The sequence below is a fragment of the Streptomyces venezuelae genome, assembly GCF_008642315.1.
GTDB classification, from domain to species: domain Bacteria; phylum Actinomycetota; class Actinomycetes; order Streptomycetales; family Streptomycetaceae; genus Streptomyces; species Streptomyces venezuelae_D.
Genome location: NZ_CP029192.1, coordinates 7355348 through 7382161, shown reverse-complemented (window position 1 = coordinate 7382161; position 26814 = coordinate 7355348). Strand labels below are relative to the sequence as shown.

Genomic DNA, 26814 nt, shown 5'->3' with positions numbered 1-26814 from the left:
ACGAAAAGAAGGGTGCTCCGAGGAGGTCTCGGAGCACCCTTTAGGCCATCTCAGAATATTTTTAGACGGTGATCAATGCCTCCAATGCCGCCCCCTCCAGGGTGGCCTGAAGCCGCTGGCGACCGTCGAGAGACATCAGTTCCATAAGTACCGCAACGCCTGCGATCTCAGCATCCGCCCTCCGGATGAGCCGCAGCGCCGCCTCGGCGGTACCACCGGTGGCGAGGACATCGTCGATGACCATGACTCGGTCGCCCGCCGCCAGGTCCTCGGCGTGCACCTCGATCTCGGCGCTGCCGTACTCCAGGTCGTAGCTCTGCCGGAGCGTTGCCCCGGGCAGCTTGCCCGCCTTGCGTACAGGGATGAAGCCGAGGCCCGCGCGGAGCGCGACAGGGGCGCCGAGGATGAAGCCTCGGGCCTCCAGGCCGACGATCTTCGTGGCGCCGTGCCGCACGCTGAGGTCGGAGAGCGTCTCCGTAAGCGCGGCGAACGCGGCCGGGTCGGCGAGCAGCGGCGTGATGTCCTTGAACATCACGCCCGGCTTCGGATAGTCCGGGACGTCACGGATGCGGCTGAGCAGCAGCTCCGTGACGCCTGCGAGCTCGGTCATCGGCGCTTCCCCGAGGGCCGGCCACGGCCGCGGTTGCGCGACGCGGGCTGGCTGCGGGGGCCGACGACGGCCGGGGCGGCGTCACCGGTCGCGGCGTCGTCCTCCGGCTCCTCGTCGGCGTAGGACGACGGCGCCTCGGCGGACTCGCCCTTGGCCGCGGCCGCCGCGCGCTTGGCGAGCACCCGCTTCTTGAGGGCCTTCATCTGCGGCTCGCGCTCCTTGAAGTCGGCGACGAGCGGCGTGGCGATGAAGATCGAGGAGTACGCACCGGCCGCGAGGCCCACGAACAGCGACAGCGAGATGTCGTTGAGCATGCCCGCGCCGAGGGCGCCGCCACCGATGAACAGCAGGCCCGCCACCGGGAGCAGCGCGACGACCGTGGTGTTGATGGAGCGCACCAGGGTGCCGTTGATGCTGCGGTTGGCGAGTTCGCTGTACGTGTACCTGGTCTGCTTGGTGATGTCCTTCGACTGCTCCTTCAAGCTGTCGAAGACCACCACCGTGTCGTAGAGCGAGTAACCGAGAATGGTCAGCAGACCGATCACCGTGCCCGGGGTGACCTCGAAGCCGACCAGCGCGTACACACCCACGGTGATGGTGATGTCGTGGATCAGCGCGATCAGTGCCGCGAGCGCCATGCGCCATTCGAAGGCGATGGCCAGGTAGATCACGACGAGGACCATGAAGATCGCCAGGCCCTGCCAGGCCTTGTTGGCGATCTGGTCGCCCCAGCTGGGGCCGACGAGGTCGGCGTCGATGTCGCCGGCCTTGACGTCCAGGTCCTCCGCCAGCGACTTCTTGATCTGGTCGGACTTCTTGATGTCGACGCCCGCGATCTGGATGCGGAGCTTGTCGTCACCCAGCTTCTGGACGATCGCGTCGTGACCGGACGCCTTCTCCGCGGACTCCTCGGCCTGGGAGACCGAGACGCTGGTCTTCGGGGTGTTGAAGACAGCGCCGCCCTCGAACTCGATGCCCATGTTCAGGCCGCGCACCGCCAGGCCGACGATGGCCGTGATGGTGATCAGTATCGAGATGCCGTACCAGATCTTGCGCTTGCCGACGAAGTCGTAGCCGACCTCACCGCGGTAGAGCCTGGCGCCGAGATTGCCGAGCTTCGACATCTCACGCCTCCTTCGGGTCGACAGGGCCGGCGGGGGGAGCGGTGCGGCGGGACCGGCGCAGCGGCGGCTTGGCACCGAGCCGCTCCGGGTCGAGGCCGGACCACTTGTGGCCGCTCGCGAAGAACTTCTTGCGTGCCATGAGCGTCATCAGCGGCTTGGTGAAGAAGAACACCACGACGACGTCGAGCAGCGTGGTCAGGCCGAGCGTGAACGCGAAGCCCTGGACCTTGCCGACCGTGACGACGAAGAGCACGGCGGCGGCGAGGAACGACACGAAGTCGGAGACCAGGATGGTGCGCCGGGCGCGCGGCCAGCCCCGCTCGACGGCGGGTCGCAGCGTGCGGCCCTCACGGATCTCGTCCCGTACGCGTTCGAAGAACACGATGAACGAGTCCGCGGTGATACCGATCGCAACGATCGCACCACACACCGCGGGCAGGTTGAGCGCGAACTTAATGGTCGGGCCGAGCAGCGTCATGATCGTGTACGTCAGCGCCGCGGAGACCAGGAGGCTCGCGATGGCGATGAGCGAGAGGCCGCGGTAGTAGGCCACCAGGTAGATGATGACGAGCGCGAGGCCGATGGCGCCCGCGATGAGACCCGCCTTGAGCTGCTCGCCGCCGAGGGCCGGGCTGACCGTGGTGACGCTCTGCTCGTGGAAGGTCAGCGGCAGGGCGCCGTACGACAGGATGTTCGCCAGGTCCTTGGCGGACTCCTGGTTGAAGTTGCCGGAGATCTCGGCGTTCGTGCTCAGAACCACACTGACACTAGGCGCCGAAGCGACCTCACCGTCGAGGACGATCGCGAACTGGTTCTGCGGCGACTGCTGCTTCATGAGCTTGCTCGTCACGTTGGAAAACTTTTTCGCACCACCCTTGGTGAACTCCATGTTGACGACCCAGGCGCCGGTCTCCTGCTTGATGGCGGCCTTGGCGTCGTCGACGTCCTTACCGTTCAGCTCGGCCGGGGCCAGGATGAACTTGTCCCAGGTCTTGCCGTCGGGGCTCTTGCCGCACGCGATGGTGGGGTCCGAGGGCTTGATGCCGCGGCCGGCCTCGGCGCGGGCCTTCTTGTCGGTGCAGTCCAGCTTGGTGAACTGCTCCTGGAGCTTGGCGGTGGCCGGGTCGGGCTTGGGCGTCTCGTCCTTCTTGCCGCCCTTGTCCTTGGCCTTGTCCGAGGCGGACGGCGTCGGGTCGGCCTTCAGGGCCTCGCTGACGGCGCGGCCCTGGGAGGTCGGGGTGCTGCTCGGGGAGCCCGCCTTGTCCGTGGCCTTGTCGGTCGCCTTGTCGGTCGCCTTGTCCTTGTCCTTCTCCTTGTCCGTCCCGGACGAGGGGCTGGTGGACGGCTCCGGCGTGGGCTGGCCGGGGGCCTGCGTGATCACCGGGCGGAAGTAGAGCTGAGCGGTCGTACCGACCTGCTCGCGCGCCTGCTTCTCGTTCGAACCCTTGGGGATGTTGACGATGATGTTCTTGTCGCCCTGGGTCTGAACCTCGGCCTCGGAGACACCCAGACCGTTGACACGGTTGTTGATGATGTCAACCGCGGTGTTCATGTTGGCCGGGTTGATCGCGTTCTTCTGACCCGGCTCGTTCTTCGCCTCGAGCGTGATGCTCGTGCCGCCGGCGAGGTCGATGCCCAGGCGCGGCGTGGTGTGCCCGGAAAGGAACATTCCCCCGGTCAGCGCCACGAGGGCAATCAGGATGAAGACCAGCGAGCGTCCCGGCTTGCCCGGGGCGCTCTGCCTTCGGCCCTTCTTCGGTGCTGCCACCTTCTCGTTCTCCCTGTCCAACCGCCCGGACTCCGGTCTGCCCCCCTGCAGTGCGGGAGCCCGGGCGGGCGGCCATGAAGTGGTGTCGAGATTCGGCGCGAAATGCACGTGGTCCGGGGCCCGTGGTGCGCGAGCGGCGCGCCCCACGGGCCCCGGTCGTGACTACTTCGCGTCGGACTCGCCGTCGGTCTTCTTCGGCTCCGCGTCGTCGGCCCCGGCGGCCGCGTCCTTCTTGCCGAGGTCGATGGGCGAGTCGTCGGAGACGTCGGCGGGCTCGTCGGTCTTCTCGGTGAGGGAGGAGGCGTCGTCCGGGACGACGGGGGCGTCCTCGTTCAGGTCGTCCTCGGTGCCGTGCACGATGCGGTTGTACTCGTCGTCGTCGAGGACGGCGCCGATCGAGTTCTTCGCGTAAACCGCGTGGACACCGGGGGCCACCTCAAGGAGGACGGCTTCGTCGTGAACCTCCTTGACGGTGGCGTACATGCCACCGATCGTGCGGATGCCGGTGCCGGGCTGCATCTCGTTACGCATCTGCGCGGCGGCCTGCTGCTTCTTCTTGGCAGACCGGGTCATCAGGAACATGGCCCCGATGAGCACGATGAACGGGAGGAGGGTCACGATATTCACGGGACGGAGTTTCCTTCGCAGGCCGCGCAGGTAAGCGGCCATGGGGATGGGGGTGGGCACGCCGCCCGCAAGGGCGGCATCGGCGGAGTCTAAGCGAGTCCGCACCTAACGAACAACGCTCAGCATGGCACCGCAGTTCCTGACGGGTCGACTCTCCGCGCCGTTGTTCCCCGGCCGCGGCGCTGTCTCGCCCTTATCACGTCCCGAACAAGTCCTGTTGTCCCTTTCCGCCCGCCTGGCGCGGGGGAACGAGGCCGAGGTGGGCCCACGCCGCGGGTGTCGCGACGCGGCCGCGCGGGGTGCGGGCCAGCAGCCCCTCCCGAACCAGGAAGGGCTCCGCCACCTCCTCGACCGTCTCGCGCTCCTCCCCCACGGCGACCGCGAGCGTGGACAGACCGACGGGGCCGCCGCCGAACAGCTTCAGCAGGGCTTCGAGGACGGCACGGTCGAGGCGGTCGAGGCCGCGCCCGTCCACCTCGTAGACGGCGAGGGCCGCGCCCGCGATGTCCCTGGTGATCGAGCCGTCGGCCTTCACCTGCGCGTAGTCCCTCACGCGGCGCAGCAGACGGTTGGCGATACGGGGTGTGCCGCGCGAGCGACCCGCGATCTCGGCGGCGCCCTGCGGGTCGATCTCCACGTCGAGCAGCTGGGCGGAGCGGTGGACGACGCGCTCCAGCTCGGCGGGTTCGTAGAACTCCATGTGGGCGGTGAACCCGAAGCGGTCGCGGAGCGGCGGCGGGAGCAGGCCCGCGCGCGTGGTGGCGCCGACGAGCGTGAACGGGGGCAGTTCCAGAGGGATGGCGGTGGCACCGGGGCCCTTGCCGACGATGACGTCGACGCGGAAGTCCTCCATGGCCATGTAGAGCATTTCCTCGGCGGGCCGCGACATCCGGTGGATCTCGTCGAGGAAGAGGACCTCTCCCTCCTGGAGGGAGGAGAGGATCGCGGCCAGGTCGCCGGCGTGCTGGATGGCGGGGCCACTGGTGATGCGGATGGGGGCGCCCATCTCGGCGGCGATGATCATCGAGAGGGTCGTCTTGCCGAGGCCGGGGGCTCCGGAGAGCAGCACGTGGTCGGCGGTGCCGCCGCGCGCGCGGGCGGCCCGCAGGACGAGGTCGAGCTGCTCGCGGACCTTCTCCTGGCCGATGAACTCGCCCAGGTCCTTGGGGCGCAGGGCGGCCTCGACCGCCTGGTCCTCGCCGTCGGCGGACGCACCGACGAGCCGCTCGGCCGCGTCGGCGGCTTCGGCGGCGTCGTGGGTGGTGTCGTCCCAGTTCATGCGGTGTGCCTCGCGATGCGGTTCAGGGGTGGTCGGCAGATGCGTACGACAAAGGGTCAGCGGGTGCGGTTGAGGGTCTGGAGTGCGGCCTTCAGGAGCTGGCCGACCTGCGGGGTGCCCTCCGTGGCCTCGGCCTGGGGGGTGACCGCGACGACGGCCTCGTCCGCCTCGCGCGTCGCGTACCCGAGACCGATCAGCGCCGCGTGCAGCTGGTCGCGCCAGCCTGCGGTGACGGCCTTGCCGATCGCGGGGCCGCCGGTGCCGAGGGGCTCGCCAAGGCGGTCCTTGTACTCCAGGAGGAGCTTCTGTGCGCCCTTCTTGCCGATGCCGGGGACGGCCGTGAGCGCCTTCTCGTCGCCGGTGGAGACCGCGCGGCGCAGGGCGTCAGGGCTGTGCACGGCGAGCATGGCCTGGGCGAGGCGCGGGCCGACGCCGCTGGCGGTCTGCAGCAGCTCGAAGGTCTGGCGCTCGTCGTCGTCCGCGAAGCCGTACAGGGTGAGGGAGTCCTCGCGCACGACCAGCGAGGTGGCGAGCTTGGCCGGCTGGCCGACGCGGAGGGTGGAGAGCGTGTTCGGCGTGCACTGGACGGCCATGCCGATGCCGCCCACCTCGACCACCGCGGTATCGGGGGCGAGGGCGGCTACGGGGCCGCTGACGAAGGCGATCATGCGGTACGGCCTTTCTGTGCTGTCTGTGCCGTTGCGGTCTTGGCCGCGTGTGCGGCCACGGCCTGCTGGAGCCGGTTCTGGGCGACGGCCTGCTGAAGGCGGTTCTGCGCGGGCGCGCGCCAGATGTGGCAGATGGCCAGGGCGAGGGCGTCGGCGGCGTCCGCGGGCTTGGGCGGTGCGTCGAGCCTGAGGAGGCGGGTGACCATCGCGCCGACCTGCGCCTTGTCGGCGCGACCGCTGCCGGTGACGGCGGCCTTGACCTCGCTGGGGGTGTGCAGGGCGACGGGGATGCCGCGGCGGGACGCGCAGAGCATGGCGACGGCGCTGGCCTGGGCGGTGCCCATGACCGTGCGGACGTTGTGCTGGCTGAAGACGCGCTCCACGGCGAGGACTTCGGGGCTGTGCTCGTCGAGCCACTGCTCGATGCCCTGCTCGATGGCGACGAGTCGGTGCCCCAACTCGGCGTCGGGCGGGGTGCGGACGACCCCGACGCCACGCATGGACAGCGGCCGTCCGGCCACTCCTTCGACGACGCCGACACCGCACCGGGTCAGCCCCGGATCAACTCCCAGCACGCGCACGCAAGCCCCTCCCATCGCCTGTCTGTGCAGGCTATCGGGTCCCTCTGACAACGCGACGGGCCGACGGGGGTGTGTCCCGTCGGCCCGTTCACGCTGCGGAGCGCCTACGCGTCGACCTTCGCCATGACCTCGTCGGAGACGTCGAAGTTGGCGAAGACGTTCTGCACGTCGTCGCTGTCCTCCAGGGCGTCGATCAGCTTGAAGATCTTCCGCGCGCCTTCCTCGTCCAGTTCGACCTGCATGGTCGGGACGAAGTTGGCGTCGGCCGAGTCGTACTCGATGCCGGCGTCCTGGAGCGCGGTGCGGACCGCGACCATGTCGGTGGCCTCGGAGAGGACCTCGAAGGACTCGCCGAGGTCGTTGACCTCTTCGGCGCCCGCGTCGAGGACGGCACCGAGCACGTCGTCCTCGCTCAGTTCGCCCTTGGGGACGATGACGACGCCCTTGCGGTTGAAGAGGTACGAGACGGAGCCCGGGTCGGCCATCGAGCCGCCGTTGCGCGTCATGGCGACCCGCACGTCGGAGGCGGCGCGGTTGCGGTTGTCGGTGAGGCACTCGATGAGCACCGCGACGCCGTTCGGGCCGTAGCCCTCGTACATGATCGTCTCGTAGTCGGCGCCACCGGCTTCGAGACCGGCACCGCGCTTGACCGCGGAGTCGATGTTCTTGTTCGGGACCGAGCTCTTCTTGGCCTTCTGGATGGCGTCGAAGAGGGTCGGGTTACCGGACACGTCGGCGCCGCCCGTGCGGGCCGCGACCTCGATGTTCTTGATCATCTTCGCGAAGAGCTTGCCGCGCTTGGCGTCGATCACGGCCTTCTTGTGCTTCGTCGTAGCCCATTTAGAGTGGCCGGACATCTGCCTGTCTCCTTCGCGTTACCCAACAACCAGTAAGAACTCTCCCCGACCTTAAGCCCCGGGAAGGATCCCCGGAGATCCTACTAGGATCCCGCCCGCGGGTTGCCCCGCGCCATCTCCACGAACAGCGCGTGGATCCGGTGGTCGCCCGTCAGCTCGGGGTGGAACGACGTCGCGAGGGCGTTGCCCTGGCGTACGGCGACGATGTGACCCTCGTGTTCGGCGAGCACCTCGACCTCGGCGCCGACGGACTCCACCCAGGGCGCACGGATGAAGACGCCCTCCACGGGGGCCCCTTCGACGCCCCGGACGTCGACGGCCGCCTCGAACGACTCGTTCTGCCGCCCGAAGGCGTTGCGCCGCACGATCATGTCGATGCCGCCCACCGTCTCCTGGCCCGAGCGCGGGTCGAGGATCTTGTCGGCGAGCATGATCATGCCGGCGCAGCTGCCGTAGACCGGCATGCCTTCCCGCACGCGCGCGCGTAGGGGCTCCATCAGGCCGAAAAGAGTGGCCAGCTTGGAGATGGTGGTGGACTCGCCGCCGGGGATGACCAGGCCGTCGACCTCGGCGAGCTCCTCGGGACGCCGGACCGGCCTGGCCACGGCGTCCGCCGAGGCCAGGGCGATCAGGTGCTCCCGTACGTCCCCCTGGAGGGCGAGGACGCCCACCACAGGGGTGTCCGCCCTGGAGGTGTCACCTACGGGAGTGGTCATCACCAGCCCCGGTTCGCGTAGCGCTCGGTCTCCGGCAGGGTGTCGCAGTTGATGCCGACCATGGCCTCGCCGAGGTTGCGGGAGGCGTCGGCGATGATCTTCGGGTCGTCGAAGAACGTCGTGGCCTTCACGATGGCGGCGGCGCGGCGGGCCGGGTCGCCGGACTTGAAGATGCCGGAGCCGACGAAGACGCCCTCGGCACCGAGCTGGCGCATCAGGGCGGCGTCGGCGGGGGTGGCGACGCCACCGGCGGAGAACAGGACCACCGGGAGCTTGCCGAGCTCGGCGGTCTCCTTGACCAGCTCGTACGGAGCACGGAGGTCCTTGGCGGCGGCGTACAGCTCGTTGTTGTCGAAGCCGCGCAGCTTGGCGATCTCGTTCTTGATCTGGCGCAGGTGGCGGACGGCCTCGACGACGTTGCCGGTGCCGGCCTCGCCCTTGGAGCGGATCATCGCGGCGCCCTCGGCGATGCGGCGCAGGGCCTCGCCCAGGTTGGTGGCGCCACACACGAACGGGGTCGTGAAGGCGAACTTGTCGCTGTGGTTGACCTCGTCGGCCGGGGTGAGGACCTCGGACTCGTCGATGTAGTCGACGCCCAGGGACTGCAGGACCTGGGCCTCCACGAAGTGGCCGATGCGGGACTTGGCCATGACCGGGATCGAGACGGCCTCGATGATCTCTTCGATCATGTTCGGGTCGGACATCCGGGCCACGCCGCCGTCCTTGCGGATGTCGGCGGGCACGCGCTCCAGCGCCATGACGGCGACCGCGCCGGCGTCCTCGGCTATCTTCGCCTGCTCGGCGTTGACGACGTCCATGATCACGCCGCCCTTGAGCTGCTCGGCCATGCCGCGCTTGACGCGGGCGGTGCCGGTCTCGGGGGACGTGTTGTTGCTGGAGGGGGTGCTGGACACGGAGTTGACCTCACTCGCTGAAGAGGATTTCTGCAGCTCCGAGGAAACTCCCGGCGACCAGGCCACAGCAAGGGCCAATGGGTGAGCGGTGGCTCGTTTTTTCGTGATGTGCCTGGTCAGCGATGTTTGCTGTGGTCAGGGCCGCGCTAGGCGGTGGCTCGGTCGGCCAGCGCCACCGGCGGTTCGTCGTCCATCTCGAACGCCATCGGGAAGGGCGCGTGGCCCGCGAGCCGGAACCAGCGGACCTTGCGGTGGCGGCGCAGGGCGCGGGCGGCGCGTACGGCGTCGTTGTGGAAGCGACGGGCCATCGGGACGCGGCGTACGGCCGCGGCCAGCTCCGTGGCCGCCTCGTCGCCGCCGGGGGCCTCCCGTACGGCCTCGACCTGTTGGACCTCTCCGAAGATGGCGCGCAGCGCCTGGCTGAGCTCGCTCTCGGCGACCTCTCTGTGTTCCTCCTCCGCCTGGCGGGCGGCGTGTGCCGCTTCGTAGAGCACGATCGACGCGGCCGGATCGAGCACTCCGGAGGTGGCCAGTTCCTGGGCGACCGAGGCGCGGCGCAGCAGTTGGGCGTCCAGGGCGGCGCGTGCGGCGTCGATCCGCGCGTGCAGTCGGTCGAGTCGGCCGGCGGTCCAGCTCAGGTACAGGCCGATCGCGAAGAGGGCTGCCGCGATCCAGATCAAGGTGGAGGTCACAGGCCGAGGCTACCTTCGGGCGTGGGCGCCTTTGACCGTGTAGCGGCGCCCGGCGCCCACGTGCCGTCTTCGGGGCTCCGCCCCCGGGCCCCCGGTCCTCAAACGCCGGACGGGCTGAAATCCAGCGTCCGGCGCCGGACGGGCTGAATCCGGCGCCCGGCACCAGTCGCGTTCCCCCCAGCGCGCGCTGACCCGCCCGTCCTCACCCCTTCGACGCCAACCCGAACCGCGCCCGCAGCCCCGAGCGTTCGTCCTCGGCGACCGATGTCGCGCCGTCCGTCACCGTTTCGTAGACCGCGAGGATGTCGGAGCCGACCGTCGACCAGTCGAAGCGGCGGACGTGGGCGCTGCCGCGTTCGCGCAGGCCCTCGCGGCGTTCGGGGTCGGCGAGCAGGCGTACCGCGGACTTCGCGAGGGACTCCGCGTCCTCGTTGGTGAAGAGGTCGCCCGCCGCGCCCTGGTCGAGGACCTGCGCGAACGCGTCCAGGTCGCTGGCGAGCACGGGTGCGCCCGCGGACATCGCCTCGACCAGGATGATGCCGAAGCTCTCGCCGCCGGTGTTGGGCGCGATGTAGAGGTCGACGCTGCGCAGCAGTCTCGCCTTGTCCTCGTCGCTGACCATGCCGAGGAACTCCACCCGGGAGCGGAGTTCGGCGGGCAGGGACGCGACCGCCTCCTCCTCGTCGCCGCGGCCCGCGACCAGCAGGCGGGCGTTCGGGCGTTCGGCGAAGATCTGCGGGAGGGCCCGCATGAGGACCGGCAGGCCCTTGCGGGGCTCGTCGATGCGGCCGATGAAGCCGATCGTCTCGCCCTGCCACTCGGGTCTGGGCTCGGCGTCGGCGAAGAAGTCGACGTCGACGCCGTTCGGGATGACGACCGCGTCGCCGCCGAGGTGTTCGACGAGGGTGCGCCGCGCGTACTCGCTCACCGCGATGCGTGCGCTGATCTTCTCGAGCGCCGGCTGGAGGATCGGGTACGCGGCGATCATCGCCCGCGAGCGCGGGTTGGAGGTGTGGAAGGTGGCCACGATCGGGCCCTGCGCCGCCCAGCAGGTGAGCAGGCCCAGGGAGGGCGACGCCGGCTCGTGGATGTGGATGACGTCGAACGTGCCCTCGTGCAGCCAGCGGCGCACCCGCGCGGCCGACAGGAAGCCGAAGTTGAGGCGGGCCACCGAGCCGTTGTACGGCACCGGAACGGCGCGTCCCGCCGACACGACGTACGACGGGAGCGGGGTCTCGTCGTCGGCCGGGGCGAGGACGGAGACCTCGTGCCCGAGGCGGATGAGGTGCTCCGCCAGATCGCGGATGTGGAACTGGACGCCGCCCGGCACGTCCCACGAGTAGGGGCAGACGATGCCGATCTTCACGACGCCTCCCCCTCGGGAGCGGCATCGGCGCGGGGTTCCAGGTCGGCGAGCCACAGACGCTGCAGCATGTGCCAGTCCTCCGGGTGGTCGGCGATACCGGTGGCGAAGGCGTCGGCCAGCGCCTGTGTCATGGAGGACGTCTTCTCGGCCCGCGTACCTGTCTCGGGGACGTCGACGGGCGGGTGGACGCGGCCCTTCATGACGGGCGAATCGTCATACCAGAGGGTGACGGGCAGCAACAGGGCTCCGGTCTGCTGGGCGAGCATCGCGGGGCCCGCGGGCATCCGGGCGGTGTCTCCGAAGAACTTCACTTCGACGCCGGAGGCGGACAGGTCGCGGTCGGCGACGAGACAGACGAGGCCGCCCGCGCGCAGGCGGCGCGCCAGGGTCCCGAAGGCGGAGCCTCCGGTGTGCGGCAGGACCTCCATGCCGAGGCTCTCGCGGTAGGCGACGAAGCGGTCGTACAGCGTCTCGGGCTTGAGGCGCTCGGCGACCGTCGTGAAGGGGGTCTCCAGCTTGGTGGTTACCCAGGCGCCCGCGAGGTCCCAGTTGCCCAGGTGCGGCAGGGCGAGGATGACGCCCTTGCCCGCGGCGAGTCCGTCGGTGAGGTGGTGGACGTCCTTGACGTCGAAGCCGCTCGCGATGCGCTCCCTGCTCCAGGACGGGAGCCGGAACGACTCCATCCAGTACCGCAGGTAGGAGCGCATGCCCGCCTTGGAGAGCTCGCCGAGCCGCTGCGGGCTCGCGTCGGGCACCACGCGCGCGAGGTTGGACTCCAGCCGGAGCACGCCCTTGCCGCGGCGCTTCCAGACCGTGTCGGCGATGGTCCTGCCGAGCCGCGCGGCGACGGGTTCGGGGAGCTTCTTGACAGTGCTCCAGCCGAGCCCGTACAGCCCGTCGGTGAGTCGGTCCTTCACTGCGCGGCCTCACTCTCCTGGGGCCCGGACGCCGTGGCGGCGTCCGCTTCGGCGGACTCCCGGCGCACGGTCACGACACGCTGGACGAGGGTGACCATGCTGCCGGCCGCGACGGCCCACAGGGCGATGGGCAGCAGGATCTGGATGCCGGGAACGCCGAACTTGTGCAGGCCCGCGAGGCCCGCGGCGACCAGCGTGATCACCAGGCGCTCGGCGCGTTCCACCAGGCCGTTGACGGCGACGGGCAGGCCGATGGCCTCGCCACGCGCCTTCGTGTACGAGACCACCTGGCCGCTGGCCAGACAGAAGATGGAGACGGCGCAGAGGATGTTGTCGTCGCCGGATCCGGCGTACCAGAGGGCGAGGCCGCCGAAGATCGCGCTGTCGGCCACCCGGTCGAGCGTCGAGTCCAGGAACGCGCCCCAGCGGCTTGAGCGGCCGAGCTGGCGGGCCATGTTGCCGTCGACGAGGTCGGAGAAGACGAACGACGTGATCACGATCACGCCCCAGAAGAGCTCACCCCGGGGGAAGAAGACCAGCGCCCCCGCCACCACACCGGCCGTGCCGATGAAGGTGACCGCGTCGGGGCTGACCCCGCGGCGGATGAGAAACGCGGCGAACGGCGTGAGGACACGCGTGAAGAATGCACGCGCGTACTTGTTCAGCATGGCCTTCCCGAGGGTTCGGTGCGCCGCGCGGCCCCGTTGGCCACCGGCTGGCCCATCGTAGTCACGCTGTTGACGGACCGGCTCGCCCCCTCACGATCGCGTACGACGTATGGACGCACAGTGACCCGAGTGGAAAGCTCGAAAGCATGACGGGCGCCGCCGGTGCCGCCCCGCACTCGGCCCCGCGCGTCCGCGAGCAGCCAGCATCCCCGAGGGGGCTGAGCCTCCTCACCGTGCACGTAACCGGGAGGCCAAGGCATGGGCGACAAGGCGAACGCACACCCCGGAGCCGCCGGCAGGGCAGCGTCGGCCGACCACCCCGCGTCCGTACGGAATGTGGTGCTGGTCGGCCACAGCGGATCCGGCAAGACGACTCTGGTGGAGGCCCTCGCGCTGACGGCGGGGGCGGTGAACCGGGCGGGTCGCGTGGAGGACGGCGGCACCGTCTCCGACTACGACGAGATGGAGCATCGGCAGCAGCGTTCGGTGCAGCTGTCACTGGTTCCCGTCGAATGGGACGGGATAAAGATCAATCTGTTGGACACCCCGGGTTACGCCGATTTCGTCGGGGAGCTGAGGGCCGGTCTGCGCGCCGCGGACGCGGCCCTTTTCGTCGTCTCGGCGGCCGAGGGCGTCGAGGGCATCACGGGCGCGACCCGCATGGTGTGGGAGGAGTGCGCGGCGGTCGGCATGCCGCGGGCCATCGTGATCACGCACCTGGAGTCGGCCCGCGCGGACTTCGCCGCGATGACCCGCACCTGCGCGCAGGCGTTCGGCGGCGACGACCCCGACGCCGTGGTGCCGCTGTACCTGCCGCTCCACGGCGAGCAGGGACCGGACGGCCACGCCCCGGTGACCGGCCTGATCGGGCTCCTGTCGCAGCGGATATTCGACTACGCCTCCGGGGAGCGCAAGGAGTCCGAGCCGGGCTCCGACCAGCTCCCGCTCATCGAGAGGGCGCGCAACACGCTCATCGAGGGGATCATCGCCGAGAGCGAGGACGAGTCCCTCATGGACCGTTACCTCGGCGGCGAGGACATCGACTTCAAGACGTTGGTGGACGACCTGGAGCGTGCGGTCGCGCGCGGCATCTTCCATCCGGTGCTCGCCGCCGCGCCGGCTGCCGAGGGCGCCCGCCAGGGCATCGGCACGGTCGAGCTCCTGGAGCTCATCACCGGCGGCTTCCCCACCCCTCTCGAACACCCGGCGCCGGCCGTCACCACTCCCGGTGGCACGGCGCGCCCGCCGCTGACCTGCGACCCCGAGGGCCCGCTGGTCGCCGAGGTCGTGAAGACGGCCTCCGACCCGTACGTGGGCCGGGTCTCCCTCGTCCGTGTCTTCTCCGGCACCCTGCGCCCCGACGAGACGGTGCACGTCTCCGGGCACGGACTCGCCGACCGCGGTCACGAGGACCACGACGTCGACGAGCGCGTCGGCGCCCTCTCCTCCCCCTTCGGCAAGCAGCAGCGCACCCTCACCCGGTGTGTCGCGGGCGATCTGGCGTGCGTGGCCAAGCTGAACCGCGCGGAGACCGGCGACACGCTCTCGGCCAAGGACGACCCGCTCCTGATGGAGCCCTGGGACATGCCGGACCCGCTGTTGCCGCTCGCGATCCAGGCGCACAGCAAGGCCGACGAGGACAAGTTGTCGCAGGGCCTGTCGCGGCTGGTCGCCGAGGACCCCACGATGCGGCTCGAACAGAACCAGGACACCCACCAGGTGGTCCTGTGGTGTCTGGGCGAGGCGCACGCGGACGTGGCTCTGGAGCGACTGCGCAGCCGGTACGGCGTGCAGGTCGACGTGGTGCCGTACAAGGTCTCCCTCCGGGAGACGTTCGCGGGCAAGTCCGGTGGCCGTGGCCGCCATGTGAAGCAGTCCGGCGGGCACGGGCAGTACGCGATCTGTGAGATCGAGGTCGAACCGCTGCCGGGCGGCAGCGGCATCGAGTTCGTCGACAAGGTCGTGGGCGGGGCGGTCCCGCGGCAGTTCATCCCGTCCGTCGAGAAGGGCGTGCGCGCGCAGGCCGCGAAGGGCGTCGCCGCCGGGTACGCGCTCATCGACGTGCGCATCACGCTCCTCGACGGCAAGGCGCACTCGGTGGACTCCTCCGACGCCGCGTTCCAGACGGCGGGCGCGCTGGCGCTGCGGGAGGCCGCGTCCGGCGCGAAGATCCATCTCCTCGAACCGGTCGCCGAGGTGCGGGTACTGGTCGGCGACGACTATGTCGGGGCGGTGATGAGCGATCTGTCGGGGCGGCGCGGCCGGGTGGTCGGCACCGAGCAGGCGGCCGGCGGGCGCACCCTGGTGCGGGCCGAGGTGCCCGAGATCGAGATCGGCAGGTACGCGGTGGATCTGCGGTCCCTCTCGCAGGGCACCGCGCGCTTCAACCGTACGTACGCACGCCACGAGCCGATGCCTCCGCAGCTCTCCGAGAAGATCCGCGAACGGGCGCACAACGCCACGTAGTTGAAGAGCGCACGCGCATGCGTCCGCCCCTCCCCCGGGGCGGACGCATGCGGCTGCCCCCTGACGGATGTCGGTGCGCCCGGATACGCTGATGACCTGATCAACAGACGCGCCGGGCGGCAACAGGTGTGCCGGGCTGGGAAGTCGGGAAGAGCCGCAGCAGCGAAGGCACCGCGGCGATGGGGGCGGCAGTGGCGGACGATGTATTCGACTTCAGGCCCGGGGCCCAGGTTCCGCTCTCGGGCGCCGCGGGACAGACGGCGGCGACCCACGCCCTGGCCTCGGCCGCGTACCGCGACGGCGATGTGGACGGCATCCTCGCGGCGAACAACGAATGGCACAAGTCCGAGGTGAAGCCAGGCATTTGGTCGCTGTGCAAGCCGAACCTGGGCGAGGCGTTCGCACGGACCGTCCAGGTGCGGATGCTGGGCGGCGGCCGCAGTCCGCTCATCCAGTCCTTCGGGACCGAGCCGCAGGCGGTCGTCGAGCACTGCCTGGCGGCGAACCGCATCCGCAAGGAGCGCGACAGCTGGCTGACGGCGGTGACGGTGCTGTGCGGCGTGCTCTTCCTGCCGGGTTTCATCTTCTGGCTCCTCGTCTTCACCATCCGGCGGCAGGTCGCCAAGAGCGAGGACAAGCGCGCGGGCGCGCTCGCGACGGCCGTGCTGGTCGCCGTGGGCGTGCTGGCCGCGGTCGCCCTGCTCAAGCTGCCGTTCGGGGGTTTCTGGGCCTGGTATCTGCGGGCGGCGATCGTGCTGCCCGTGGTGGGCTGGTTCTGGGCGAAGCAGATCGCCGAGCGCACCGCGAGGGACCTGCGCGAGCGCTGGTCGAGCCTGCTCGCGGGCGGCGGGATCGGCGCCAAGATCCCGGAGGCGGTGCCCGGCAGCCCGGGCGAGACGGCGGCCGAACGCCTCCGGCAGGGCCTGGCCAGGCTCTCCGCGGAGCAGCAGAGCAACTCCGTGTTCTACGCGGGACCCAAGGGCATATTGGGCATGGGCACGCGGTGGGGCAGCTGGCAGCTGGCGGAGGAGCTGGTGCCCGCGGACGCGAGCAAGGAGATCCACCCCTTCCGCAGCTGGGACGTCATAAAGGCGGTGCACGACCAGCTGCGCATGCTGGAGCGCGGCCCGCTGCACACCGGGGGCTTCCCCACGCCCGACATAAACCACTGGATCGTCTCCCCCATCGGGGAGAACGCGAAGGCGGTGTCCCGCCCCACCGGCACGGACGTCGAGGCCTTCCAGATCCGCGGCCACGAGATACAGCGGATCTGCAACGAGCAGCAGTTCGGCAGCGGCAACCGACACTACCTGGGCGTGCAGTTCACGCTCTGGGACGGGCAGCTGGTCATCACGATGCTGATCACGGTGACGGTGCTGCACGAGACGCTGCGCATCGAGGTCACCGGCCACGCCCTGGGGCCCGTGCACCCCCTGTTCACGACGAAGCCCTCGCCGAAGACGAAGACGGTCGCGAAGCCCATCAGGTTCTGGGAGACCACGACCCGCAACCTGCCGCTGATCGACGCGGACGAGGTCGTGCGCCTCGCGGTCCGCGCCCCCTTCACCTGGTACCCGCCGATCCTGGACCACCTCGGCGGCAAGCTGGTCCTGCCCGAGCCGTTCGGCCTGCGGCACGCCTGGGCCGACAAGCCGTGGCGGCACCGGTTCATGGCGGACGACGCGCTGCGCGCCGCCACGCCGGTGCTGCGCGTGGTGCACTCCGCCGCGATCAAGGTCCTCGACGAGAACGGCGTGAACACGGAGAAGTTCGGCGCGCGGTCCGGCTTCCTCAGCGGGGCCATCCAGGACCCGATGCCGAGGAAGGCGGACGTCTACGACGCGTGAGGCGGCGGGCCGTCGGTCGTGACGGCCCGCCGCTGAGCGATCAGATGGCCTGCCAGAGGGCGGGGACGTTCGGCGGCTCCCAGCCCGGATAGGCGGTGTGGCCCTGGATGCAGCGGTAGCGGACGCCGTTGTACGTGACCACGTCCCCGGCCGCGTAGGTGGCACCCAGCTGCCAGGTGGTCTCGCCACCGCCGCCGGACACCGTCAGGGTGTACGCCGTACGGTGGCTGACCTGCCCCTCACCGGTGAAGGTGAGGGTGTAGGTGCCGGCGGTCGTGCCCGCCGCGACCTCGACGGTGGCCGTCGCGGACTCGCCCGAGAGCACCGACTCCGGATTGATGGAAACGCTCACTCCGGACGGGGCCCCCGAGGCCGAGAGTCCCACCTTCTGCGCCGAGCCGCTGGTCGTCGCCGTGGCGAGGGTGACCTTCGTGGAGGAGCCGGGCTGGACCGTGCCCGAGGCCGGGTCGGCGGAGAGGGAGAAGTCGTCCGCGGGTGCGGGCCCGTCGCCGACGGAGGTCTTCCAGAGTGCGTACGCGACGCCGTCCGAGCTGCGGTCCAGCGCGGTGGCGCTCACGTTGGCGGTGGTGTCACAGGCGGAGTGGTAGCACGAGTCGTACGAACGGCCCGCGGTGCCGCCCCACTTCGCGGCCTCGGCCGCGGACTTTGTGGCGGAGGCGCCGGTGGCGTACCCGGATGTCGGGATGCCGACGCGCTGGAAGGAGGCGTCGTCCGACCGTCCCTGCCCCTCGACGTTCTCCTGGGGTGCGAGGTTGAGGGAGGTCCAGTAGTCCCGCAGCGGGACCGACGCCGAGGAGTTCAGGTTGTTCACGAAGTACCCGGCGTTCGTCGAGCCCACCATGTCGAAGTTGTAGTACGCCTTGATCTTGGAGCGCTCCGCGGCGGGCAGCGACGAGGCGTAGTAGTCCGAGCCGTTGAGGCCCTGCTCCTCGTCGGTCCACCAGGCGAAGCGGACGCGGTTCTTCATGGCGGGGTTGTTCTGCGCCAGGGACAGCGCCGCCTCCAGGATCGCGGCGGATCCGGAGCCGTTGTCGTTGATGCCGGGGCCCGCCGCGACGCCGTCGAGGTGCGCGCCGAACATGTAGACGTTGTTCGCGTCGCCCTGCGGCCACTCGGCGATCAGGTTGTTGCCCGCGCCCGCGGAGCATCCGGAGGCGCAGGTCTGCTCGGTGACCTTGTATCCGGCGGCCTCCAGCTTGCCCTTCACGTACGCGAGGGAGGCGCGGTAACCGGCGCCGGTGGCGCGGCGGTTGCCGCCGTTCTGCGAGGCGATGGTGTTGAACTGGGCGAGGTGTGCCCTGACCTTCTCCACGTCGATGTCCGGCGGGGGCGTCGGGTTGCCGCCGCCACCCACGGTCAGCGTGTATTGGGCGGTGTGCGTCTTGGTGCCCGCGGTGCCCGTGACGGTGATCGGGTAGGTGCCCGCCGTGGTGGACGCGGCGGTGGTGATCTTCATGGTGGCGTTGGAGCCGGATGTGACGGTCGTCGGGTCGAACGTGACGTTCACGCCCGCCGGGGCACCCGACGCGGTCAGCGTGATCTGCTGGGCGCTGCCGGTGACGGTCGTGGTGTTGACGGTGCCGGTGGTGGAGGCGCCCGGTTCGACCTTGCCCGAGGCGGGGCTGAGCCCGAGGGAGAAGTCGTTCTGCTGCCCGGTGCAGGTCGGGTCACCGCTCTGGGCCGGGATGCTGATGGCGTCCCAGGCGGCCTTGGTGCGGTTGAACAGGTCGCAGCTCGCGTCGAGGTTCTTCGCCGCGGTGAGCGTGGCGGTGCGGTAGCGCTTGTACGTCATGCCGCTGGTCTTGAGCAGCATGGCGCCGTAGAAGATCTTGCCGGCGTTCTTGATGCCCACGCCGGTCACCTGCTGGTTGTTGCAGGTGGGGCTCGAGGGCTTGCCACCACCGGGGTTGGAGCCCTCGGCGAGCAGGTAGAACCAGTGGTTCATGGGCCCGGCCGCCTTGTGCTCCTCGGTGTTCGGGATCGAGGCGGAGTAGCAGTTGGGGTCGTTGTTGACCCGGCTCGGGTCGTACATGTTGCGGATCGGGCCGCGCCCCTGGAGGTTGATCATCTCCCCGACGGTGTAGTCGGGGGTGTCGTAGGGGGCGGGCTGGTTGATGTACGCCTCGGTCAGGGCGCCCATGATGTCGCCGGTCGCCTCGCCGAGGCCGCTCTCGTGGTTGGCGCCGCCGGGCGTGTTGGAGTCCAGACCGTGGCCGAACTCGTGGGCGACGACGTCCACTCCGGCGATCCACTCGTTGGCGCTGTTGTGGCCGATGGTGACGGAGGAGCCGTCCCAGTACGCGTTGAGCTCGTTGAGGCCCACACTGACCGGCCAGCTGCCGCCGTTGCCGTTGTGTCCGTTGCGGCCGACCCACTCCTTGAGCATGTTCCACTGCTTCTGCGCGGCGAACATCACGTCGACGCAGCCGGTCTCCCGGCTCGTGGGATTGCCGGTGCCCCAGTCGTCGGTCGCCTTGGTGAAGACGCCGCCCTGGTAGCTCGAGCACTGGAGCCCCGGGCGTGTGGTGTCGCGCAGCACGTAGTTGCTGCCCGAGCGCGAGGTGTCGATGGTCAGCGGGTCGGGGCCGTTCCACTTGCTGTGGCCGCTGCCGGCGCGCACGTCGTCGTAGGTGTCGATGACCTTGCCGGTGAGCGCGTTGACGAAGACGTGCAGCTTGCTGGGGTCGCCGGCCTTCGTACGCCCGGTCAGCTCGGTCTCCCAGGCGAGCGCGGGCGCGTCCTTCCTGACCCTGACCACCAGGCGCTTGGAGTCGACCTTCTTGACCGTGGCGAGCTTCGCACGGCTCGTTCTGACCGCCTGCGCGGCCGTCACCTTCGCCTTGGTGGTGACCGAGATCGTCGCGTCGGTCGCGGCCCTGACGGCCCGGACCTTCCCCTTGCCGTCGGCGAGGACCACCGCGTCGCCGCCCACCACCGGCAGCCCGCGGTAGGTGCGTTCGTACGCGACCGAGTAGAGGCCTTTGAGCCAAGGGGTGACCTGCTGTCGGTCGTACTGCTCCTCGGGCCCTCTGGCCAGCGAGTCGAGGCCGCTGCGCACCGCCTTGTCGGCGGCGGCGACGGCTTTGGCGAGGGGGTCCGGTCTGTCCGCGGTGGGTGCGGTCTGCGCGGCCGTCGCGAGGGACGCGGGTACCGTCACCCCCGCGAGTGCCAGGGCCAGGGTTATCCCGGCCGCTGCGGATCGTCTGAGCATCACGGCTCCTTGTGAGAGGTGTTGCGGCTCGTTCGAGCCAGGGGGGAGCCCGTGCGTCAGGCTGTGCGGTCGTGCCCGCTGCTCCGCTCGCGACCTGGCGGTGACATGACACCCTCATGGCTGGCGGAACCCTCACACCGGCCCGGTCCGCGGTCAATGGATTCCCGGCCTCCGGCCCGCCCTGTCAAGAACTGGCAAGCACGCCGACAGGGCTGTCGGGCGCGGCGCGGGGACGGCGAACCGCACCGCCTCACTCCGACACGGCCCGCGCCCGCTCCCGGTACTCCCTGACCTCCGGCAGATCGCCCCAGCGCCCGGCGAGCCGCCGGTGCAGTCCGCGCAGCTCGACGGCGACCATCAACTCCCGCGCGCCCACCGCCTCCTCCAGGACGGGCCCCGCGAGGGTCACCGCCGCGACGGGGTCGCCCGCACACGCCCAGCTGTCCGCGAGACGCAGGGTGAGCAGCAGACGCGTGGAGCGCATCACCGGCGGCAGCAGCGCGTACGACCGGGCGGTGGCCTCGACCGCCCGCCGGGCCACCGCCCGGTCCCCCGTCACCACCGCGAGGTCCCGCAGCGCCCCGCCCACCGCCGACTCCACCCGCAGCACACCCTCCGCGCCCGAGAGCCAGGGCGCCTCGAGCCGGTCCCGGTCGTCGAGCCGGGCGAACCTGCGCCGCGCCGTCGACAGATGCCGTCGGCACGCGGCCACGTCATGGCCCAGCGCGTACGCACGCGCCTGATACAGGTCGGCCAGCGTCATCATCCAGCGCCGCTTGCCGTCCACGGCCCCGATGGCCTGCGCGTACCCGAGCATCGAGGCGGGGTCACCGTCGAGCCGCACCAGAGTCGACATGTCGCTGAGGAGAGTGGCCCGGGCCTCGGCGTCCCGCGCGGCGTCCGCCCACCGCAGGCCGTGCCCGAACCAGGCCATGGCCACGCCGCCCTGCCCGCGCTCCATCCGCAGCCGCCCCGCGACCTGGGCGTACTGCGCGGCCAGCCGCAACTGGCCGGACGGCAGCCGGCCCCCGGCATTGACCGCCTCGGCCCACCGCGCCACCCCGCGCAGCAGCCGTTCCACGGTGCTCGCGCACGCGTCGCTGGCGCGGCCGAACGCCTCACGGATCAGACAGGCCAGGACGGCGGTCAGTCCGTGCAGCAGCTCGGCCTCCGCGCCCGCCGTCTCGCCCACGCGGTCGTATGGTCCCGTCAGCCCGGCGAGGAGGTCCGTCACCGCTTCCCGGTCGGGCGTCGCACAGCCCACCCTGCCGTGCAGCGGGCAGGCAAGGCCCTCGGCGGGCAGCCTCGACGGCCAGGGCTGGGCGGTCAGGGAGGGCGTGTCGCCGGAGAGGACACCGGGGGAATCGACGTCGGGGGCGTCACCACCGGGTATCGGCGAGAAGAGCGTCGGCGCCGTGGGAAGCAGACCGGGCGCGCACGGCGCCGCGGGCGGCGAGGCGATGAGGGCGACGAGCCCGCCCCCGGCCCCCAGGACGGCGTCGAGCCGGTTCACCAGGTCGAAGGGCGGTTCCCGCAGTCCGCCCTCTAGCCTGCTGATGAAGCTGTGGTGGTAGCCCACCCGCCTGCCGAGCTGCAGCTGGGTGAGCCCGGCCCGCCTGCGGTGGAAGCGCAGCAGCCGCCCGAACTCCCCCCATCCCGCATCGACGGCTGGTGACGTGCCGACGGACATGACCCCTCCCTGACCGGGCGCTCCCTGTGGGCAGGGTGGCAGGTGGGGCAGCCGCCTCCAACCCCCCTCTTGACACAGGGGGGTTGACGGTATGGAACAGCGTCAGTTGCCGCTCTGCGGCGTCGGCCAGGAGTCCGCCAGCATCTTGCGGGTGTCGGCGAGCAGCTGCGGCAGCACCTTGGTGTGCCCGACGACCGGCATGAAGTTGGTGTCGCCGCCCCAGCGCGGAACGATGTGCTGGTGCAGGTGGGCCGCGATACCCGCGCCCGCCACGGCTCCCTGGTTCATGCCGATGTTGAAGCCGTGCGCGCCGGACGCGGTGCGCAGCGCCTGCATCGCCTGCTTGGTGAGCTCGCCGAGCTCGGCGGTCTCGGGGGCCGTCAGGTCCGTGTAGTCGGCGACGTGCCGGTAGGGCACGACCATCAGGTGGCCGCCGTTGTACGGGTACAGGTTGAGGACCGCGTACACCTGCTCGCCGCGCGCGATGACGAGCCCGTCCTCGTCGGACTTGGCCGGGATCGAGCAGAAGGGACAGCCGTCGTCGGCCCCCGGGCCCGTGGGCTTGTTCTCGCCCTGGATGTACGCCATCCGGTGGGGCGTCCACAGGCGCTGGAACGCGTCCTGCGACCCGACTCCGATCTGCTGCTCCGGCTCACTCGTCATGAGGTGAAGCATATGACTTGGCCCCGGGGAGAGGTCCCCGGGGCCCGAGCTCAGCGCTGTGTCACCGTGGCGTCAGACCTGGACGCGGTCCTCGACCGCCTTCGCGATCTTCGCGATGGCCTCGTCGACGGGGATGCCGTTCTCCTGCGAGCCGTCGCGGTAGCGGAAGGAGACGGAGCCGTTGCTCATGTCCTCGTCGCCCGCGATGACCATGAAGGGCACCTTGGCCTTCTGCTGGTTGCGGATCTTCTTCTGCATGCGGTCGGACGACGCGTCCACCTCGACCCGCAGCCCCTGCTCCTTCGCCTTCTCGGCGAACTCGCGGAGGTAGGGGATGTGCGCGTCGCCGATCGGGATGCCGACGGCCTGCACGGGCGCGAGCCACGCCGGGAACGCGCCCGCGTAGTGCTCCAGGAGCACACCGAAGAACCGCTCGATGGAGCCGAACAGGGCGCGGTGGATCATGACGGGCTGCTGGCGCGAGCCGTCCGCCGCCGTGTACTCCAGGTTGAACCGCTTGGGCTGGTTGAAGTCGACCTGGATGGTCGACATCTGCCAGGACCGGCCGATCGCGTCCTTGGCCTGCACCGAGATCTTCGGGCCGTAGTACGCGGCGCCGCCCGGGTCGGGCACCAGCGGCAGGTTCTGCTTCTCGGCGGCGAGCCGCAGTGCCTCGGTGGCCTCCGCCCAGTCCGCGTCCTCGCCGATGAACTTGTCGGAGTCGTCACGGGTGGACAGCTCCAGCTCGAACTCGGTCAGGCCGTAGTCCCGCAGCAGGTCGAGCACGAAGGTCAGGAGCGTGTCGAGCTCCTGCGGCATCTGCTCCTTGGTGCAGTAGATGTGCGAGTCGTCCTGCGTGAAGCCGCGCGAGCGGGTCAGGCCGTGCACGACGCCCGACTTCTCGTACCGGTACACGGTGCCGAACTCGAAGAGGCGCAGCGGCAGCTCGCGGTAGGAGCGCCCGCGCGACTTGAAGATCAGGTTGTGCATCGGGCAGTTCATCGCCTTGAGGCGGTAGTTCTGCTCGTCGAACTCGATGGGCGGGAACATGCCCTCCGCGTAGTGCGGCAGGTGGCCCGAGATCTCGAAGAGCTTCTCCTTCGAGATGTGCGGGGTGTTCACGAACTCGTACCCGGACACCTCGTGGCGGCGCCGCGAGTAGTCCTCCATGACCTTGCGGATCACGCCGCCCTTGGGGTGGAACACCGCGAGGCCCGGGCCGAGCTCCTCGGGGAAGGAGAAGAGGTCGAGCTCGGAGCCGAGCTTGCGGTGGTCGCGCTTCTCGGCCTCGGCGAGGAACTCCAGGTGCGCCTTCAGCTCGTCCTTCGTCGGCCACGCGGTGCCGTAGATGCGCTGGAGCTGCGGGTTCTTCTCGCTGCCTCGCCAGTAGGCGGCGGCGGAGCGCATCAGCTTGAACGCGGGGATGGCGCGGGTGCTGGGCAGGTGCGGGCCTCGGCAGAGGTCCTTCCAGCACAGCTCGCCGGTCTTCGCGTCGAGGTTGTCGTAGATGGTCAGCTCGCCCGCGCCCACCTCGGCGTCGGCGCCGTCGGCGGCCTGCGCGGCGTTGCCCTTGAGGCCGATGAGCTCCAGCTTGTACGGCTCGTCGGCGAGCTCGACGCGCGCGTCGTCGTCGGTGGTGACGCGCCGCGAGAACTTCTGCCCGCGCTTCTGGATCTCCTGCATCTTCTTCTCGATGCGCTTGAGGTCCTCGGGGGTGAAGGGCTCCTTGACGTCGAAGTCGTAGTAGAAGCCGTCCCGGATGGGCGGGCCGATGCCGAGCTTGGCGTCGGGGAAGAGCTCCTGCACGGCCTGCGCCATGACGTGCGCGGTCGAGTGGCGCAGGATGTTCAGGCCGTCCTCGGAGGAGACCTCGACGGGCTCGACCTCCTCGCCGTCGGCCGGCACGTACGCGAGGTCCTTCAGCTCGCCGGCCACGCGCACGGCGACGATGGTGCGCTCCCCGGGAAAGAGCTCGGCGGCCGTAGTGCCCGTCGTCACCACGCGCTCTTCCCGCTCGGAATCGCGTTGGATGATCACACGGACGTCTGACACCGGTCTCTCCTACCTGAAGGGGGCTGCGCCGCTCTCTGTCACGCGTACGCAAGGGGAATCGTACCGAGCCGCGGGGCCCGCCCGCGAAACGGATCTCTCCGTGCCCCCATCGGCCCCTTCAGTCCGTGCTGCACGCCTCCTCGAAGAAGTCGAGGTTCTCCTGGAGCGACTTCATGAGCCGGTCGCGCTCCGCCTCGTCCACCTGCACGGGCACCACCCCGCTCGCCCCGGTCAGCCTGCGGAACCCGCCCCTGCTCTCCAGGCGCCCCTGCACCCGGATCGGCAGCCCGACCAGGTGGGCGTGGCCCGCGATGCGGTACGACTCCTCGTCCAGGGTCATCCGCACGTGCGGGACGTCGGCGCCCGCGATCACCCGGATCCGCACGGTGCCGTCCTCGTGGGGCGCCGCCCGCCGCATCCGCACCACGGCCCCGGTGACCCGCACCGGCACCGACGGTTCGTCGCGGAGGTAGCGGGCCCCCGCCTCGCGCAGGGCCGGCAGGTCGCCGGGCGAGAACTCGACGGGTTCGGCGCGGGCCGCGCACCCCTCGGGCACCCCCGCGCCGGGCGCCCACTCCACGGCGACGCGTGCTCCTTCCGTGCCGCGCACCATGGCGACGATCGCCTCGGTCAGCTCGTGGCTGACGCCGGCCTCGACCGCGCCGTCGAAGGCGTCCATGCCGCCGGTGGCGCGCTGGTAGTCGACGGCCTCGCGGGCCGCGCAGAGCGCCTGGTGGAGGCGGACCGCGAGGGGTCGCCCGGTCAGGACGGGCACGAAGGCGGTGAGCCGCTGTCCGCCCGTGGCGGGGCCGACGAGCACGTTCTCCAGGGAAGCGGCGGCGGGTCCGCGGTGCCGCGCGCCGTAGTAGCCGGCGCGGCCGCGTGCGGCGAGCGCGCCCGCGAGGAGCATCAGCCGGGCGGCGGAGCGCAGCTGCTCCTCCTCGGGCCACGTCGAGGTGTCCGCCGGGCCGGTCCGCACGTCGCGCGACCAGTGGATCTCGTCGCTGGGCACGGCGAGCCCCACCAGTACCTCGCGGGCCGCGGGCGAGGCGCTGCGGGACAGCGCGACGAGCGCCTCGGCGACGAGGTCCTCGCAGTCGGGGAAGGCGCGGCTCTCGGGGACGAGCAGGCTGGTGCCCGCGCCGCCGGGGCCCGGGGGCGTCCAGCGCGCGTAGCGGCCGGGGGCGCCGCCGCGGCGCTGCCAGCCGTGCCGGGCGAGGAGCGCGCCGAGGACGCGGGGATCGACGCGGGAGGGCTCGGGGGGCTCGGTCCAGCCGCCCGCGGCCGGGGCGGGGTGCGGGCGGACGGGCGGCGCCGGCTCATGGCGGCCGAACTCGTCGTGGTCGGATTCGTCGTGGGCGAAGGGGCGGTGCATCAGGGTTTCCCTCCCGTTCCGACGCGCGTCATGATCTCGCAGAGGGCGCGGTCGTCGAAGATCCGCGAGGTCGGGACGCGCACGGTGGTCCTGCGCCGGCCGGTCACGGGGTGCCCGGCGAGATTGGTCCAGTAGCAGCAGTGCCGCAGGTCGAGCCGGTCGTGACCGGCGCGCAGCCAGTCGTCCCGGGACCGGGGCACGAGCATCACGACCAGGATCTTGTGGACCGACACCGGGGTGCGGGCGAGCTTCTCCAGGTGCGGGTTGTCGAGCGTGAAGGAGAAGGCGGGCCCGGCGGGCTTCGGCGGTATCTGGTACGTGCACTTGAGCTGGACCTTGATGGTGACCTCGTCGTCGACCGTGTGCCCGGGGGCGCTGTGGCTGACGTGCCAGTCGATGCCGTTGTCGGGAAAGGGCTGCGAGAGCGAGCAGCCGGCGGCCGCCGCTACGGCGTGCAGGTAGCCCACCTGAAGCGTCTCCATGCAGGCGGTGGTGGCGAGTGTGCCGCGCGGCGGTGCGATCCGCTCGGGCAGCAGCCCACCCTGGTCGGGCTGCGCGAGCGCCATGGTCAACGTGCCTTCCGAGCCGGGTCGTTCTGCGCCGGGACGGTGAATTCCAAAGCCCCTCACCTCTGTTGTCTCCGGGCCGCGTACGGCGCAAACGGCCCGGGTATCACCAGCGTGGGCAGGGGACCGAACGTCA

At 70.7% G+C, this 26814-nt stretch carries 22 protein-coding genes; 2 read left to right on the top strand and 20 right to left on the bottom strand.

The window, feature by feature from the left end; genetic code table 11:
• Positions 1–61: 61 nt before the first annotated feature.
• The 14 genes from DEJ48_RS32655 to pgsA all read right to left on the bottom strand — a co-directional run bounded on the left by DEJ48_RS32655 (position 62) and on the right by pgsA (position 12787).
• Positions 62–610 (bottom strand): adenine phosphoribosyltransferase, encoded by a 549-nt coding sequence (locus tag DEJ48_RS32655; protein WP_150219751.1) that lies wholly within the window; start codon positions 608–610, stop codon positions 62–64.
• Positions 607–1734 carry a protein translocase subunit SecF gene (gene secF, locus DEJ48_RS32650; protein WP_150219750.1) on the bottom strand — a complete coding sequence of 376 codons (1128 nt, stop codon included), beginning with the start codon at positions 1732–1734 and terminating at the stop codon, positions 607–609. Before secF ends, DEJ48_RS32655 begins: the two co-directional genes overlap by 4 nt.
• Before the next feature lies 1 nt (position 1735).
• Complete coding sequence (gene secD / locus DEJ48_RS32645) at positions 1736–3502, bottom strand: protein translocase subunit SecD (protein WP_150219749.1); 1767 nt, start codon at positions 3500–3502, stop codon at positions 1736–1738.
• Positions 3503–3664: 162 nt separating this feature from the next.
• On the bottom strand, positions 3665–4129 hold the full coding sequence (gene yajC / locus DEJ48_RS32640; RefSeq protein ID WP_150165643.1) for a preprotein translocase subunit YajC: 465 nt from the start codon (positions 4127–4129) through the stop codon (positions 3665–3667).
• A 196-nt stretch (positions 4130–4325) separates the two neighbouring features.
• Positions 4326–5408 carry a Holliday junction branch migration DNA helicase RuvB gene (ruvB, locus tag DEJ48_RS32635; protein WP_150219748.1) on the bottom strand — a complete coding sequence of 361 codons (1083 nt, stop codon included), beginning with the start codon at positions 5406–5408 and terminating at the stop codon, positions 4326–4328.
• A 56-nt stretch (positions 5409–5464) separates the two neighbouring features.
• The gene (ruvA, locus tag DEJ48_RS32630) at positions 5465–6076 is read right to left on the bottom strand and encodes a Holliday junction branch migration protein RuvA (RefSeq protein ID WP_150219747.1); all 612 of its coding nucleotides are present in this window, start codon (positions 6074–6076) and stop codon (positions 5465–5467) included.
• Positions 6073–6657, bottom strand: a complete 585-nt coding sequence (ruvC, locus tag DEJ48_RS32625) for a crossover junction endodeoxyribonuclease RuvC (protein WP_150219746.1) — start codon at positions 6655–6657, stop codon at positions 6073–6075. The genes ruvA and ruvC overlap by 4 nt, the downstream gene beginning before the upstream one ends.
• 104 nt (positions 6658–6761) lie before the next feature.
• Positions 6762–7514 (bottom strand): YebC/PmpR family DNA-binding transcriptional regulator, encoded by a 753-nt coding sequence (locus DEJ48_RS32620; protein WP_098241313.1) that lies wholly within the window; start codon positions 7512–7514, stop codon positions 6762–6764.
• 83 nt (positions 7515–7597) lie between these two features.
• Complete coding sequence (pdxT, locus tag DEJ48_RS32615) at positions 7598–8230, bottom strand: pyridoxal 5'-phosphate synthase glutaminase subunit PdxT (RefSeq protein WP_150219745.1); 633 nt, start codon at positions 8228–8230, stop codon at positions 7598–7600.
• Complete coding sequence (gene pdxS / locus DEJ48_RS32610) at positions 8230–9144, bottom strand: pyridoxal 5'-phosphate synthase lyase subunit PdxS (RefSeq protein WP_150219744.1); 915 nt, start codon at positions 9142–9144, stop codon at positions 8230–8232. Before pdxS ends, pdxT begins: the two co-directional genes overlap by 1 nt.
• Positions 9145–9290: 146 nt before the next feature.
• Positions 9291–9836, bottom strand: a complete 546-nt coding sequence (locus tag DEJ48_RS32605) for a hypothetical protein (RefSeq protein WP_150219743.1) — start codon at positions 9834–9836, stop codon at positions 9291–9293.
• Positions 9837–10038: 202 nt separating this feature from the next.
• Positions 10039–11202 carry a glycosyltransferase family 4 protein gene (locus DEJ48_RS32600; RefSeq protein WP_150219742.1) on the bottom strand — a complete coding sequence of 388 codons (1164 nt, stop codon included), beginning with the start codon at positions 11200–11202 and terminating at the stop codon, positions 10039–10041.
• Positions 11199–12119 carry a phosphatidylinositol mannoside acyltransferase gene (locus DEJ48_RS32595; protein ID WP_150219741.1) on the bottom strand — a complete coding sequence of 307 codons (921 nt, stop codon included), beginning with the start codon at positions 12117–12119 and terminating at the stop codon, positions 11199–11201. The genes DEJ48_RS32600 and DEJ48_RS32595 overlap by 4 nt, the downstream gene beginning before the upstream one ends.
• A complete protein-coding gene (gene pgsA / locus DEJ48_RS32590; protein ID WP_150219740.1) occupies positions 12116–12787 on the bottom strand; it encodes a phosphatidylinositol phosphate synthase in 672 nt (223 codons plus the stop codon). Before pgsA ends, DEJ48_RS32595 begins: the two co-directional genes overlap by 4 nt.
• 258 nt (positions 12788–13045) lie before the next feature.
• On the opposite strand from pgsA, the gene DEJ48_RS32585 reads away from it, so the two are divergent.
• Positions 13046–15253 carry an elongation factor G-like protein EF-G2 gene (locus DEJ48_RS32585; RefSeq protein ID WP_150219739.1) on the top strand — a complete coding sequence of 736 codons (2208 nt, stop codon included), beginning with the start codon at positions 13046–13048 and terminating at the stop codon, positions 15251–15253.
• Between the two features lie 179 nt (positions 15254–15432).
• Positions 15433–17100 carry a hypothetical protein gene (locus DEJ48_RS32580; RefSeq protein WP_150219738.1) on the top strand — a complete coding sequence of 556 codons (1668 nt, stop codon included), beginning with the start codon at positions 15433–15435 and terminating at the stop codon, positions 17098–17100.
• Between the two features lie 40 nt (positions 17101–17140).
• On the opposite strand, the gene DEJ48_RS32575 is transcribed toward DEJ48_RS32580, so the two are convergent.
• The 6 genes from DEJ48_RS32575 to DEJ48_RS32550 form a co-directional block, all read right to left on the bottom strand.
• The gene (locus DEJ48_RS32575; protein WP_150219737.1) at positions 17141–20332 is read right to left on the bottom strand and encodes a M20/M25/M40 family metallo-hydrolase; all 3192 of its coding nucleotides are present in this window, start codon (positions 20330–20332) and stop codon (positions 17141–17143) included.
• Positions 20333–20582: 250 nt separating this feature from the next.
• Positions 20583–22022: a helix-turn-helix domain-containing protein gene (locus DEJ48_RS32570; protein ID WP_150219736.1), complete on the bottom strand. Its 1440-nt coding sequence runs from the start codon at positions 22020–22022 to the stop codon at positions 20583–20585.
• A 102-nt stretch (positions 22023–22124) separates the two neighbouring features.
• Positions 22125–22697, bottom strand: coding sequence for an HIT family protein (locus DEJ48_RS32565; protein ID WP_150219735.1), 573 nt, complete (start codon positions 22695–22697; stop codon positions 22125–22127).
• Between the two features lie 60 nt (positions 22698–22757).
• Entirely contained in the window at positions 22758–24737 is a 1980-nt protein-coding gene (gene thrS, locus DEJ48_RS32560) for a threonine--tRNA ligase (RefSeq protein WP_150219734.1), read from the bottom strand.
• Positions 24738–24855: 118 nt separating this feature from the next.
• On the bottom strand, positions 24856–26112 hold the full coding sequence (locus DEJ48_RS32555) for a hypothetical protein (RefSeq protein WP_150219733.1): 1257 nt from the start codon (positions 26110–26112) through the stop codon (positions 24856–24858).
• Positions 26112–26678, bottom strand: coding sequence for a DUF4365 domain-containing protein (locus DEJ48_RS32550; RefSeq protein ID WP_150219732.1), 567 nt, complete (start codon positions 26676–26678; stop codon positions 26112–26114). The genes DEJ48_RS32555 and DEJ48_RS32550 overlap by 1 nt, the downstream gene beginning before the upstream one ends.
• Positions 26679–26814 lie beyond the last annotated feature (136 nt).